The organism is Methanobrevibacter sp., assembly GCF_045120835.1.
Classification (GTDB): domain Archaea; phylum Methanobacteriota; class Methanobacteria; order Methanobacteriales; family Methanobacteriaceae; genus Methanocatella.
Genome location: NZ_JBGVFE010000087.1, coordinates 1 through 14,721, shown reverse-complemented (window position 1 = coordinate 14,721; position 14,721 = coordinate 1). Strand labels below are relative to the sequence as shown.

The following is a 14,721-nucleotide window of genomic DNA, read 5'->3' as shown; positions in this document are numbered from 1 at the left end:
TTTATTTAATTTTTATTTTTACAGTTCTTTTAGATGATTTATACATTTCGTCCCCTTTAAATCTCACAGTTGCTTTGTATTTGCCTTTTTTTGTTAATTTGATTTTGAATGTTGCTTTTCCCTTCTTATCTGTCTTTGCAAAATAAGTCTTTCCTTTAATTGTTAGGGAAACAATTTTATTTTTGAGTTTTACTTTGTTATTTTTTAATGTAATTGAGTATTTTTTTACTTTAGTGTTTGATTTAAATGACTTTGATTTTGCCGTAACCTGTGTTTGTTTCCTGAAATCTATTTTATCAGAAGGTTCATTTGAATCGGTCTGATTGTTAACTGATCCTTCAGAGCCTTTGGTAACATTATTGAATGACAAATTTTTTAAAATTATATTGCTGGTTTCGGTATGGATTTCAGATTCAAAATATGAATTGATGTTGTTGAAAGTGGAATTTTCTATTTTTGTACTTTTTGCATCTATATAAAGGGACATGCCCTGTTTAGCGGCATTATGATTAAACTCATTGTTAATTATTTCAGTTTCGCTGCCGCTTGCCATAATCGCTCCACCCAAATCTGCGGTGTTTTCATTAAAAATCGCTTTATTGACGATTCCTGAATCTTTGAAAAATATCGCTCCGGCATATTTTCCAATATTCTTGTTAAATTTTGAACTTTTAATTCTTACTTCCCCTTCGCTGGTAATCGCTCCACCATAACCTATTGCAATATTTTCTTCAAATAGGGTATTTTCAATGGATCCTTGTTGGAAAAAGTAGATTCCTCCACCGTCTCCAGCTTCATTCTTTCTAAAAGTGGAATTGAGGATATTTGTTTTTTCGCTTGAAAATATCCCTCCACCGAGATAGGTTGCATAATTATTTTCAAATTCACAATTGATTACACTGCTTTGTGTTTCAAAATCTATTGCACCGCCAAAAAATGCAACATTTTCAATAAATTTGGAATCGGTCACCGTTGCAGTATTTTTAAAATAAATTGCTCCGCCGCTATTTGAGGTTTTGCTGTTTTTAAAGATGGAATTGGAAATTGTGCCGTTTTCTCCTTGCCAATAAATTGCTCCACCATTTGAATTTGCAGAACCGTTAACGAAAATGATATTTTTCAAAACAACATTTTTTGATTGGATATTGAATATGCGGGATTTTGCAGCACCGTCAATGATATGGCCCTGGCCGTCAATGGTCAAATCATCAATGGGTATATCAATTCCATTCACATATTTTTCATCACTTTTTGAATCGAACCGGTAATCTTTGGTTAATTTTAAGGATTTTGATTGTATGGAATCATTTATTGCAAGTTCAAGATTTGAAAAATTGTTTGTATTAGCATTTAAAAGCTCAGTATTGGCATATTCACTTTCATTTAATTGTATTGCGCTTACACATGTGATGCTGATAAAAACAAACAGTATCATGGCAGTTAATATGAGTTTATTTTTAATTAGGAGTCCCCCAGTTCTTTATGAGTGTATATATTTGTCTCTATATGTATTTTATTTCCATTCATTTTTAAATTTTTTTTAAAAACAACTATATTGATATATAATTAAATCGAAAAACATTAATTATACGAAAGTAAATTATTATATATTGATATTTTTATGTCAATTGTTATAAAATGAAAACTGGGGAAAATATGAGAATAAAGAGTATTTTATTAGTATTATCTTTTATATTCGTTGCAATGATCTGCATTGGTTCTGTTGTAGCTATAGAAGATAACAATATTACTGATGATTCATTAAATTTAGAAAAAATGAATCAAGTTAATGAAAATATATTGTCTAGTTCGCAAGATGATTCACTATCCTCAAATTCTCAAATAATCACTGTTGATAACATTGGTGAAAATCACAGGGAAATGAATGACCATACTATTAGAAACGCTATATCTAATGCTAATTCTGGGGATACAATAATTATTAACGGACAAAACTATGATCATGTTCACATAGTGATTGATAAACAATTAACTATCAAAAGCAATGTAGGAACAACTTTAAGTCATTGTTCCAATCAGGGTGCTGCCGATTCAGGCCATCAGGGAATATTTTATTTAACTTCAAAGGCCAGCGGCACCATAATTGAAGGATTTAATTTTATTAATGATGATGGAATGTTATATGATAGCGAAGGTTATGCAATTCTAATCAATGGAGCTTCAAACGTCATTATCAGAAATTGTAACATATCCAATAACGGCGTTGCCGATGGAATCAGGATGGAAAATTCAAAAAATACTATTGTGGATAATGTAAATCTATCAAATACTGTAAATGGCATTAAAATTAAGAATTCTATCGATACAAACATTAAAAATTCCATAATTAAAGATTCTACCAATGGTGTTTATGATCAGGATTCTACAAGGACAGTCATAACTTCAAATAATATATTAAATAATAATGCAGGTATTTACATTGCGGGCAGTTCCAATAATCCTACTGTAAGCTTTAATAACCTTACCGCAAATGCAAATGCCATAAGCCTAACCTCTTCTGACAATATTAATATTTTAAGTAATTATATTGCATTAAACACTAATCATGGAGTTTATATTAACTGTAAGGTTGAAAAAATCAATATCATTGGAAATTTCTTTTATAAAAATGTTCATGAAGAGGTTTTCAATGATGTAAATACTAAAGGATTATATGTTAAAGGTGGAGAAGAGCTGGAAGTTGTAAACAACAATTATTTTGTTGGTTTTGATAATCGTCCGGTACAACGTGAGGACAGTATTGGTGGAGGAGTATTTTTAGGTTATGCGTTTGAAATCAACACTAATGTGGCTTGCCCTATAATCTATTCCACATATGGTGTACAATGGACTGTTGTGAATTATAGGCTCCAGTTAAGTGAAATTACACAGTCTAAAAAGGGAGTATATTCAATTTCAATAGTTGATGGCAACGGCAATGTTGCAAAGGGCTTAAGTTCTGTTCCGGTCACATTCTATTTAAATAAAAACAACAATTATGTCGATCCGCAGGAAGGGGATGTCTATAAGACAGTCATGATGGTTGACGGTACTGCAACAGTAAGATTCTATCCGGATGAGTTTAAGGAATCCGGAAATGTCGTAACTGCAGTAACTCCGGGCCTTTCCGATTATCTCACAGGCGATCAAAACAAGAATGTCAAAACATTTAATGTTGAGGACAAATATATTCCTGGTAATGTTACAGCGACCAAAATCTCAATTTCAGATTTGAATACCTATCCAAATTCAAACGTTGACTATTCAATTACATTAACTGATATTTATAATAATCCTGTTGCAAATGAGCCAATTACAATTAATATCGGATCTCAAAATATTCAGGCTAAAACCAATGAAAATGGTCAGGCCAGCATAAAAATCAATCAAAATGCAGGCAATTATATTATTAAAGTAAATTATGAGGGAGACGATATAGATTATTCCGCAAGCAGTTCTCAGGCAAAATTGACTGTAAATAAAGTAGCTGCAAAATTTGATGCTTCAAATTATGCAATGCTTGTTAAAAAAGCCGATTACTATAAAGTAACTTTAAGCGATGCTTCTGGAAATGCATTGGCCAATCAGAAAATCACTTTCAAGGTCAACAAAAAAACATACAATGTAAAGACCAATGCCAAAGGGGAAGCTAAAATCAAGCTCAAACTTAAAAAGGGAACTTATAAGGTTGTAATGAATTATAAGGGTAACAGCAAATATTTGGCAGCTAAAAAAACTAATAAAATAAAAGTCAAAAAGAATCTAAAAACCAAACTGACTGCACCTAAGGTTGTCACCGCCCCAAACACTTCTACTAAATATGCAGTCACTTTAAAAAATGAGAATGGTAAGGCAATTTCAAAACAGAAGGTAACCGTCAAAGTCAATGGTAAAAAATACACCAAAAAAACCAATGGAAACGGTCAGGTGGTTCTCAGCTTGAAATTCTCTAAACTCAAGTCATATAATGTCAAGGCAACATATAAGGGAACTAAAGTTTATAAAAAATCTTCAGCTACAGGTAAAGTGGCTGTCAGTAAAATAGCTACAGTTATCATCGCACCTAGTATTGAATCAATTCCAAACACTCCAAAGGATTATACGGTTAGTTTAAAAACAAGTGACGGCAAACCGGTGGCTGGAGAATCTTTAAAGATTACTTTAGATGGTCAAACTTATACGAAAGCAACAGATAATAATGGTCAAGTTACAATTCAAACCAAATTGGCTAATGAAAATAATTATGAGGTTAGCGTGACTTATGCGGGAAGTTCAATTTATAAGAATTCCAATGCAGTAGGTACCATCAAAGTTTCAAGACTTGAAACCCAACTAACCAGTTATAACAGGACTTTTTCAAAAGGTTCGGCTGAATCATATATCGTTTCACTAAAAGATTCGTCAAACAATGCCATGGCCAATCAGGTTATTTCATATACATTAAATAATCAGACTTTCTCACAAAATAGTGATGATAATGGTCAAATTAAGGTCAATGTATCCTCATTGGCCGTTGGATCTTATGAAATCAATCTTAACTATGACCAATCTAATCAATATAGGGCATCATCATCCAGAAGCATAATCGCTATTGTCAACAAAACTGATGTCACATTCATTGATGCCGGTTTGCCTAGTGATGAAATTCAGGCCAGATTTGATGGGGCAGGCAAAAATGTCGAATTTTTAGGAAATGACTATAATGATGTTAGCTTAACAATCAATAAGGTATTAAACATCACTTTCATGCCTAATACTACATTAAATGGTAAGGCAAAATCAACAGTTTTAACAATTGCAACTTCAAATGTTAATATTTCCAATTTAATAATCAATGCAAATGAGGGTACAGGTATCCATATCATAAAAGCGGATAATGTTTCTATTGAAAACAATACAATTTCAAATACTTTGGATAAATCCAAGACTGAAAAGTATAGTCTCGGGGAGTTAATTATTCCGGGCAATGGTATTGAGATATCAAGTGCAAGTAATGTCATAATTTCTGATAATAACGTTAAATCATTTGGAAATGCGATATTTGCTCAAAATTCGGAAGATGTAAAAATATCCAAAAACACATTGTCCTTAAGCAATTATGGAATCACTTATGGTGAGGATGTCAAAAACACCAACATAACAAATAACCTGATTACCAAAAACATTGGTCTGTATGTAATGGACATTCCTGAAGGTCCTCTAGGTTATGGAATCTTCTTGAACCGGTCTGCAGTAAACGTCTCTATAATTCATAACAACATCACAGACAATTATATGGGGATTTCTGTTGATTCAAATTACTCAACAGGCATTGTAATCACAAACAATTTGATTTGCGACAATGCTCTTGAGGGAATCCGATTCAATGCAGGATATGACCTTGCAGAAAATGCTGTCGAACCGATTGTAAACGACAATGCGATTTATAGAAATGCTAAAGGACCAAGCATGATGATATTGGGTGAGCTGAGCGCAAACCCTAACGGTATCTATCAATATGGTCTTTATAATGTGTCAAAAAGACTGCAGTTGGGTGCAAACTGGTTCGGTAAGAATGCAAGGGTGACATGGGACTATGATACAAACACTACCGGTTATGGTACAATGTGTCCGAGAATTAACGCCACATATATTTCAGTTAAGGAAATTGAAGTTATATCTCCGGGCAATTACTCAGTAACATTCTATAAGTATGATGAAGTTGCGTCTGATTTGCCGGTATTTGAAATGTATGCAACATTAAATGATGTCGAAATCAAGTTCTATGTTGTAAATGGCGTTGGAGTATTTTCATTCGATGCTGGAAACTTCACAAACGAATCAAATGTTATCAAAGTATCAGTGGGATCTCTAAAAGATGAATACAGAACTTTTGAAGTGCTACTGAATAAAACTTTAGATGCTAGTGAAATTCCATCCCAATAAATATGTTTTTTACATATTTATTCTTTTTTTATTTTTTCATATAGACTACATTATTTTTAAAAGAGGTTTTCCAAAATAAGTATTGTTAAATTAAGGGAGTCATTAATAAAATTGATAGATTTCAACATCACTGTCAAAATAATTAATCAAATATTTCATTTAATCAATTTCAAATCCGCACTCCGAACAGGTTTTGTTTTGGAATTTCACAACTCCCCCACATTTGGGACACATCCACCTTTCACGGTCCTCGCTCATCATGCGGCCAATGCCCATTGTCTTGATTCTTTTTGCGGAACTTAATGTGTCAAGTCCATGCCTTTTGACATATTTTTTGGAATGCTTTTTCATCAGAGGGCATGGAAACTCACTGCAGCGCCCGCAATAGCTGAAATTCTTCTTGTCAAAACAGGTTTTAATCTTACATTTCAGGCTGGCCTTGCTTTTGCCGTCATCGCTTATAAGACAACCTGCACATGGATTTTGATATTTTTCACAACTGATACAGTTAATCCCGCATGGGGCAAGTAATTTTGAATCGAGTGTTTCGGGCATTTTCATAAAGAAAGTTATATATTTAATTTTAAATAAATATTACTCCATGAAGATTTTGGTTGTTCAGGAGTCCGACTGGTTGGAGAGAAATCCTCACCAGCAGCATCACCTGATGGAGAGAATGGCAGAACGTGGTCATGAAATTAAGGTCATAGACTATCCGATTGATTGGCCTAGTGATGATGGCAGCGGTCTTTATTATCACAAGGAAGTATATGAAAACGTTTCTAAAATCAAGGAAAATACTCATATTGAAGTTATAAGGCCGGGTTTTATCAAAATCAAGGGTCTTAACTATGCAACGCTATTCTTTACACATAAACATGAAATCGAACATCAGATTAAAGAGTTTAAACCGGATGTCATTCTTGCTTTGGGCATACTGAACTCATACAATGCATCAAAATTAGCTAAAAAGCATAACATCCCATTTGTATACTATTTCATTGATGTAATCTATGCACTGATTCCAGAAAAGGCATTTCAAAAGCTAGGTGAGAAATTCACCGAAAAAACAATCAGAAATGCTGATTTGGTGATAACCATCAACAGGAAACTGTCCGAGTTTGCATATGGTGTAGGTGCAAAAGAGGATTCAACAATCCTCATTGATGCGGGAATCGATTTGAAAAGCTATGATCCTGATTTGGATGATTCACGGATACGTGAAGAATATGGTATTGCTCGTGATGACATTGTACTTTTCTTTATGGGATGGATATATGAATTTGCAGGCATGAAGGAACTTGCACGTGCACTGGGTGAGAATAAGGATAAATACCCGAACTATAAGATTCTTGTTGTCGGTGACGGCGATGCATATGATGAGATGTGTGAAATCCGTGATGAATATGACATGGCCGACCAGCTGATTTTAACCGGCAAACAGCCTTTTGAAAAGATACCTGAGTTTTTAGCCTCTGCTGATTTCTGTCTGCTTCCGGCACACATCGATGAGCCGATAATGCAGGATATTGTACCGATAAAGATTTATGAATACCTAGCCATGAAAAAGGTTGTGATTGCATCTGAACTTCCGGGATTATCAAAGGAATTCGGATACGGAAACGGTATTGAGTATATTCAGGAGGCTTCAGAGGTTTTAAGTATCGTTGAAAAGATTCTTGATGAAGGAAGATATGATGAAATTGCTTCCAATGCCCGTGAATATGTAAAATCCAATGACTGGGAAGTAATTACTGACAAATTTGAAGAAGCTATGAAAAAGTTATTGTAGATAATTTAACAACGGTAATATTTGTTATCTGCTTTAAATTTTTCTTAAAAATTTTTTTTAATCAATTATACTGATTTGATGATTTTATTTGGAAACATATTCTCTGATTATACTATTTTTTTTCATGCATTGAATTTTTAGAAAACTTATTAAATAACTTCATGAATATATATTCTTATCGAATATTATATTTGGGGTTTTTTATGGAAAAGAAAATTAAGGTAATAATCTTATTATTAGTTGTTTTGGTCGTGGCGGGAGTGGCTACACACATATTTTTAACACCATCGACCGTAGAAACTGTAGGATCTAAAAATGTAACTGATATGATTGGAAGGGATGTTGAAATACCTGCATCTGTCAGTAATGTGGTAGCGACAAGTCCTCCGATGACTACAGTATTGTATATGATTGCACCGGACAAAGTGAAAGCCGTCAACTTCCAGTGGACAGATGATGAAATGAAATATGTTCCAAGTCAATATCAGAACTATCCTGTTGTCGGCGGATGGTACGGTACACAGGACGGAAGCTATGAGGAGTTTATCGCTTCAGAACCTGATGTTGTAATAGAATCGATTGACGAAGGGGGAGACGGTGATTTATCAACTGTTGAGGAACGTCAGGAAAAATTCGGAACAATTCCTGTAATTGCCGTTAAGGATACAACAAATGTCGAAAAGGTTGGAGAGTCAATAACATTTATGGGTGAAATTCTTGGAGCCGAGGACAAGGCTAAAGAACTAAATGCATTCAACGATAAGTATCTTGATATAGTTCATGACAAATCATCAAAATTATCCGAAAGCGATAAGGTCAAGGTCTACTATGCCCAGGGTGACGACGGGCTTCAGACAAACCCTTCACACTCAACACACGGCCAGCTGATTGATCTGGTTGGAGCAGTGAATGTTGCCGATTCCCTAAATCAGGGAAACACTACCTCCGGTGTGCAGGTTTCAATCGAACAGGTTTTAAGCTGGAATCCTGATAAAATCATAACAAACGATCCGGAATTTTATGCAAAAGTTTATTCAGACTCTAATTGGGCTAAACTTGATGCAGTTAAAAACAAGGAAGTTTATCTTTCTCCACAGTCTCCGTTCAAATGGTTCGACAGACCTGTAGGAGCCAACATGATTATCGGTGTTCCATGGACTGCTAAGGTAATCTATCCTGATGATTATAAAGACATTAACATGGTGGATGCAACAAAAGAGTTCTACTCAAACTTCTATCATTATGATTTGAGTGATGATGATGCAAAACAGCTCTTGCTTGATTCAGGATTAAAGGAAGCAAACCTGTAGCGTGATTTGAGATGGATAGGGAAACAAAAGAGATTATAAGTATTATACTTTTAATCTTTTTTCCAATAGTTTTATTTTTCGCTTCTTTTTTAATCGGAAGATACCCGATCAGTCCGGTTGATGTGGTGTATACGATACTCTCTCCAGTATTTCCTCAGCTTGAGGTATCCTCAACAATAACCACAATCGTTTTTGAAATAAGGCTTCCAAGGATAATCGGGGCAATGGTTGTTGGAGCATGCCTTGCAATATCCGGTGCGGCATTTCAGTCAATATTTAAAAACCCTCTTGTATCATCTGATTTATTGGGTGTTTCAAATGGTGCAGGATTTGGAGCTGCTTTAGGAATCCTTTTAAGTGGAGCCAATATCATAACACAGATATTTGCATTCATTTTAGGTCTCATATCAGTTTCAGCCACTTATCTTATATCAAGAACATATAAGGCAGGTGGAATTCTGGTGCTGGTACTGTCAGGAGTTGCAATTTCAGCATTTTTCAACTCACTGATTTCTGCAATAAAATTCATAGCAGATCCTGATGATAAACTGCCTGAAATAGTATACTGGCTTATGGGGTCACTGGCTTCAATCAATGCAGATAAGCTTTTTATGATTGCAATACCTGTCATTATCGGACTTGTGATTTTGCTTGTTTTAAGATGGCATATGAATCTTCTTGCAATGGGTGATGAGGAGGCACAATCACTGGGTTTGAACCCTTCAAGAATAAGGCTCTTGATTATTGCAGGATGTACACTATTGACTTCTGCGGCCGTTTCAATAAGTGGTATTGTAGGCTGGATCGGTTTGATTATTCCTCACATGTCCCGTATGGTTGTGGGACCCGACAACAGGGTGCTGCTTCCGGCATCGCTTAGTCTGGGCGCAAGTTTCCTGCTTTTGATTGACAATATTTCACGTGCGGTTATTGCCATTGAAATTCCGATAGGAATACTTACAGCAATAATAGGTGTTCCGATTTTCCTGTACTTACTTAAACGGGGGTATTCTGAATGGTCATAGACAATAAACTCTTTGAAGTGAAAAACATTTCATTTGACTATGATGGTGAGGAAATATTTTCAGATATTAGTTTTTCAATTGATAAAGGGGATGTTTTATGTATTCTTGGACCTAACGGAACCGGAAAAACCACACTGATTAAGTGTTTAAATGGTCTGCATGACATTAACTCCGGTGAGATTTTAATCAACGGGCAAAATATTAAAAAGCTCTCATTCAGACAGATTTCAAAACACATCGGCTACATTCCTCAGGCCCATGTTCCATCATTTCCCTTCAAGGTATTCGATGTGGTTTTGATGGGAAGGGCACCTTACCTTAACCTGACTGATTCTCCAAAGGATGAGGATAAACGGATTGCTCTTGAGGCTTTAAAGACATTGGGAATTGAGGATTTAAAGGATAAGGAATACACCAACTTAAGCGGCGGTGAACGTCAGCTGGTATTTTTGGCAAGGGTATTGTGCCAGAAGCCGGATATTTTAATTTTGGATGAGCCGACTTCACACCTGGACTTTGGAAATCAGATAAAACTTCTTGAAATCATTGACAATCTCTCCAAAACAGGTTTGTCAATTATCATGTCTTCACACTTTCCAGACCATGCATTTTTAAGCTCAACAAAAGTTGCAATCATGAAGGATAAGAGATTCATTGATTTTGGAACTCCGGATGATGTGGTAACTGAAGAAAACCTGAAAAAGGCTTATTCGATTGAGGTTAAACTTATGGAGTTGGATGGCAAACGAAAAGTTTGTGTACCAATGAAAACAAATTTAAAATTAGATTTATAAGGTGATAATATGAATGAAAAGGATTATGATGAACAATTGGCAAAGGCTGCAGAATTTCATGGACATATCTGTGGTGGAATTGCAATTGGGACAAAACTGGCAATGTATGGGATGGAACTGCTTGGAATGCCATTGAATCAGAGAAACAAAAATCTGATAGTATTTTTGGAAATCGACAGGTGCATGTCTGATGCTGTACAGTCAGTTACAGGTTGTTCCATGGGTAAAAGATCTCTAAAACAGATGTATTACGGTAAATTTGCAGCAACATTCATGAATCAGGAAACAGGTGAGGCATTAAGAATAACCGATGCCGATGCCAACAAGAAATTCAAGGATGAGGAAACAAAAGAGGAAATGATTGCAAGGTTTAGAAGAACTCCTCCGGAAGAGCTTTTCAAGGTGGATAAGGTAAGAATTGAACTTTCCCGTGGAGATATGCCGGGTAAACCATACACTACTGCTTTCTGTTCAGTTTGCGGTGAAAAGGTATCCGACGGAAGACATAAACTCATCGGCGGAAAGCCGGTTTGCATTTCCTGTGCTGAAGGTTCCTATTACGAATTAATTGAAGAATAATTTATATTGTATTTTATTTTTCTTTTAATTTTCATTATTTTTTTAATTTTATCAAAATTTTATATTGTTTTTTAATTTAGGTAATTTATAACATTAATTTTTTTATTTTAGGCATTTTGCATCTATTAATTTATTTTTAAATAATTCATTACGATATGTTTATATATTCATGTTGTTTAATATTAAATTAGACAAATGAATATGGGTTAAAAGATGGATTTGATTGGAGGCTATTTATTAATACTGTTGGTTTTATTTGGTGCAAATATTGCTCTTTTGCTTGGAAACTACAGATTTTCAAACATTATGGCAGTAATCGTATCATTAGCATTTTCTGTTATATCATTCCTTTTGATGTATTCTTCATCTTACCTGAACCCTACATTGGCTTTTCTGTTGGATAATTTCAGCTATATATTTCTGGCAATTGCTTTTGTAATCTTTGCTTTGATGTTGTTCTACTCAAAAACAGATAACTTTAAACCTGCATTGTACTTAACAACCGCAGTGTTTTTTGCATCTGCACTGTTATTTGCCTCTCAAACAACTCTTGGACTTTTAACAATATTGCTATATTCTTTAATTGTTTTTATTATACTATTTGTCGTTTTTCAACTTACAAAATTATTGCATCATGCAAAAAGACAATACTCCGTAATAATCGGGGAATATATGACACTGTTTTCAATACTGATGTTTATATTTGCACTGACATATAATTCCACAAAGGCTCTGGATTATACTATGTTCAGTCCTTTTTTGATTTTAACTCCGACCTATCAGTTAATCTATGTTATTATCGGAATTGTTATTGTTCTGGTTGCAGGTGTGCTTATAAATGATAAAGGAGGAAGCTCATGATAATTCAGGGAACTGAAACACTGACTTCATTGATTCACATCATATCCGAAAGTCTTCTGACTCCGGTTATCATACTGCTTGTAATTTCTGTGGTAATTGTGATTTTGGCTTTTGGAGGTTTGATTAATGAATACATTTCAAGAAAACCAATCAAATCAAGGGATTTGGAGGATTTGGTAAGACGTGTTTCATTTTCAACTAATGTAGATCAGATGAAGGAAGAAATAAATAACAGCAGCTTGTTTGATTATCAAAAGGAAATTCTAATAAGGATTGCAGATAATCATGATATAGGTCCTGATGCAAGAAAGGCACTGGCAAGCGAGCTTATCTCAGCTGAAGAGACAAGATTAATTAAAAAGACCAATAAAACCGATATTCTGGTTCGTGTAGGTCCAAGTTTAGGGCTATTGGGAACACTGATTCCATTGGGTCCGGGTCTTGCTGCTTTAGGAACAGGTGATATTGCAACACTGGCACAGTCACTTACAATTGCTTTTGATACAACTGTAACTGGTTTGACTGTCGGTGCAGTTGCTTATTTAATCTCAAAATACAAAAAACAATGGTATGAAGCTGAACTTATTGATGTTGAAACCGTTGCAGAAGCAGAACTTGAAACTATAAACAACTGGTGAGAATTATGCTTAGAAAAAGAAGAAGGATTTCAGAATCAGTTGATGATGACCCGATGGGGGGTTTGAACAACTTATCCGATGCGATGCTTGTATTGGCTTTAGGATTTTTAATCTTTGCAATCATGGCATTATCTGCCAATCCGGACATGATAACACAATCCCAATCCACCCAGGATGTTTCAACAGCAGATACATTCACACAAAACTATACTGATGCCGGTGGACTTGAAGACAGTGGATACAGTGAAATCGGAAAGGTCTATGAGGATCCGACCACCGGTGAGCTGGTGATGGTATCGGGTTAATATAGTTTAATCTAACTTTTTTTATATTTTTTTTTTAAATTATGCGATACCTTTATAAATACTTAAAACAAATATTTGATTACTGTTATTTTTGTAACAGTGATAATTACTTTTTTTGGGATAAGTTCCCATATGGATGTGGCCTTCGTGGCTGAACAAAAAGGTGTTATTTATGTATAAATATATTAGAGACGCATGGAAAAATCCAGATGAGTCCTACGTACGTGAACTCATGTGGCAAAGAGCTCCTAAATGGAGAAAGCAAAAAGCAGTTCAAAGAATTGAAAGACCAACCAGACTCGACAGAGCTAGAAGTTTAGGTTATAGAGCTAAAAAAGGTTTCGTTTTAGTAAGAACCAGAGTAAGACGTGGTGGAAGAAGAAAAACTCGTCGTTTCAATGGTCGTAAACCTAAAAGAATGGGTGTAAACAAAATTACCCAAGCAAAATCCATTCAAAGAATTGCTGAAGAACGTGTAGCTAAAAAATACCCTAACTTAGAAGTATTGAACTCCTATTGGGTATGGTCTACAGGAAAACATAAATATTATGAAGTAATATTAGTAGATCCACAAAGTCCTTCTATCGTAAACGATAAAAAAATCAATTGGATTTGCTCCAAAAAACACACTAACAGAGCTCTCAGAGGCTTAACTAGTGCTGGTAACAAAGGACGTGGAATCAAATCTAAAGGAAAAGGCTCTGAACAAGCCAGAAGAAGAAAATTATAATTCTTCTTTTCCTTTTTTTGATAAAAATGATTCATAATATTAAATTCAGGGCTTTCGTTTATGAAAATGAAAGTGCTGATGAAATCTCACAATCTATTTTAAATATTTTGCCCGAAGCTGAAATCGAAGCGGAAGAGGCCGAAGGATTACTTGAAGACAAGATAATAATCTTATCTGGTACAGTATCTAAAAAGAGATACACAAAGACTTTTTTTAACACACTCCTTGAGTGGACAGATTTGGATAAACTGAATGATGATTTAGAGCGCAAGATGGATGAAAAAGGTAACTGGTTTTTAAGATTCGACAAGCAAGACGCTCTGGATGAAAAATGGACTATCTTGGATAAGGGCGATGCAATTCATCTTAAAGTAAAGATTGCCGCATTTCCTGCAAAAAAACAGATTGCAGTTGATAAGGTCCGTGAAGCTATTTCATCTGTTAATTGAATCTGAACAAATCATTCAGGAACTTGAAAGCCTGTCAGATGACGAACATTCCTTTAAGATTAAAAAATTTTGCATTTAATATTTGGTTAAAATCTATGGGAATGAATAGTGTAGGTGATGATTGATATCAGATTAAGTAAACTTTATTATATTATTTTTCTAATATATTATCAAGGTGGTTTAATGGAAAAGAAAAGTTATTATTTGATAATTTTACTAGTGGCATTTGTAATCTGCATTGGAGTGTTCTGGTTCCAATTCAACAATGATGTTCCAACTTTCATGATGATTAATGCAACTGAAGTCCATGAAG

Annotated in this window: 13 protein-coding genes; 11 read left to right on the top strand and 2 right to left on the bottom strand. The window is 34.6% G+C overall.

Annotation, left to right across the window (positions count from 1 at the left end; translation table 11 throughout):
• Window position 1: 1 nt before the first annotated feature.
• Window positions 2-1,435, bottom strand: a complete 1,434-nt coding sequence (locus ACJMLO_RS07665) for a hypothetical protein (RefSeq protein WP_405295507.1) — start codon at window positions 1,433-1,435, stop codon at window positions 2-4.
• A gap of 221 nt (window positions 1,436-1,656) precedes the next feature.
• Between ACJMLO_RS07665 and ACJMLO_RS07660 the strand changes: the two genes are divergently transcribed.
• Entirely contained in the window at window positions 1,657-5,925 is a 4,269-nt protein-coding gene (locus ACJMLO_RS07660) for a right-handed parallel beta-helix repeat-containing protein (protein ID WP_405295505.1), read from the top strand.
• 159 nt (window positions 5,926-6,084) lie between these two features.
• Here the strand turns inward: ACJMLO_RS07660 and ACJMLO_RS07655 are convergent, their stop codons facing one another.
• On the bottom strand, window positions 6,085-6,486 hold the full coding sequence (locus ACJMLO_RS07655) for a DUF3795 domain-containing protein (RefSeq protein ID WP_405295503.1): 402 nt from the start codon (window positions 6,484-6,486) through the stop codon (window positions 6,085-6,087).
• 40 nt (window positions 6,487-6,526) lie between these two features.
• Here ACJMLO_RS07655 and ACJMLO_RS07650 point away from each other — a divergent pair, with 40 nt between their 5' ends.
• The 10 genes from ACJMLO_RS07650 to ACJMLO_RS07605 all read left to right on the top strand — a co-directional run bounded on the left by ACJMLO_RS07650 (window position 6,527) and on the right by ACJMLO_RS07605 (window position 14,408).
• Complete coding sequence (locus ACJMLO_RS07650; RefSeq protein ID WP_405295501.1) at window positions 6,527-7,717, top strand: glycosyltransferase; 1,191 nt, start codon at window positions 6,527-6,529, stop codon at window positions 7,715-7,717.
• Window positions 7,718-7,920: 203 nt separating this feature from the next.
• Entirely contained in the window at window positions 7,921-9,027 is a 1,107-nt protein-coding gene (locus ACJMLO_RS07645; protein WP_405295499.1) for an ABC transporter substrate-binding protein, read from the top strand.
• Between the two features lie 11 nt (window positions 9,028-9,038).
• Window positions 9,039-10,052, top strand: coding sequence for a FecCD family ABC transporter permease (locus tag ACJMLO_RS07640; protein ID WP_405295497.1), 1,014 nt, complete (start codon window positions 9,039-9,041; stop codon window positions 10,050-10,052).
• Window positions 10,043-10,846: an ABC transporter ATP-binding protein gene (locus ACJMLO_RS07635; RefSeq protein WP_405295495.1), complete on the top strand. Its 804-nt coding sequence runs from the start codon at window positions 10,043-10,045 to the stop codon at window positions 10,844-10,846. The genes ACJMLO_RS07640 and ACJMLO_RS07635 overlap by 10 nt, the downstream gene beginning before the upstream one ends.
• A gap of 9 nt (window positions 10,847-10,855) precedes the next feature.
• Window positions 10,856-11,425: an FmdE family protein gene (locus tag ACJMLO_RS07630; protein WP_405295493.1), complete on the top strand. Its 570-nt coding sequence runs from the start codon at window positions 10,856-10,858 to the stop codon at window positions 11,423-11,425.
• A 213-nt stretch (window positions 11,426-11,638) separates the two neighbouring features.
• On the top strand, window positions 11,639-12,286 hold the full coding sequence (locus tag ACJMLO_RS07625) for a peptide ABC transporter permease (RefSeq protein ID WP_405295491.1): 648 nt from the start codon (window positions 11,639-11,641) through the stop codon (window positions 12,284-12,286).
• Entirely contained in the window at window positions 12,283-12,924 is a 642-nt protein-coding gene (locus ACJMLO_RS07620) for a MotA/TolQ/ExbB proton channel family protein (protein WP_405295489.1), read from the top strand. The genes ACJMLO_RS07625 and ACJMLO_RS07620 overlap by 4 nt, the downstream gene beginning before the upstream one ends.
• Before the next feature lie 5 nt (window positions 12,925-12,929).
• Window positions 12,930-13,229: a DUF2149 domain-containing protein gene (locus tag ACJMLO_RS07615; RefSeq protein WP_405295487.1), complete on the top strand. Its 300-nt coding sequence runs from the start codon at window positions 12,930-12,932 to the stop codon at window positions 13,227-13,229.
• A gap of 172 nt (window positions 13,230-13,401) precedes the next feature.
• A complete protein-coding gene (locus tag ACJMLO_RS07610) occupies window positions 13,402-13,959 on the top strand; it encodes a 50S ribosomal protein L15e (protein ID WP_405295632.1) in 558 nt (185 codons plus the stop codon).
• A gap of 26 nt (window positions 13,960-13,985) precedes the next feature.
• Window positions 13,986-14,408, top strand: a complete 423-nt coding sequence (locus ACJMLO_RS07605; protein ID WP_405295485.1) for an RNA-binding protein — start codon at window positions 13,986-13,988, stop codon at window positions 14,406-14,408.
• Window positions 14,409-14,721 lie beyond the last annotated feature (313 nt).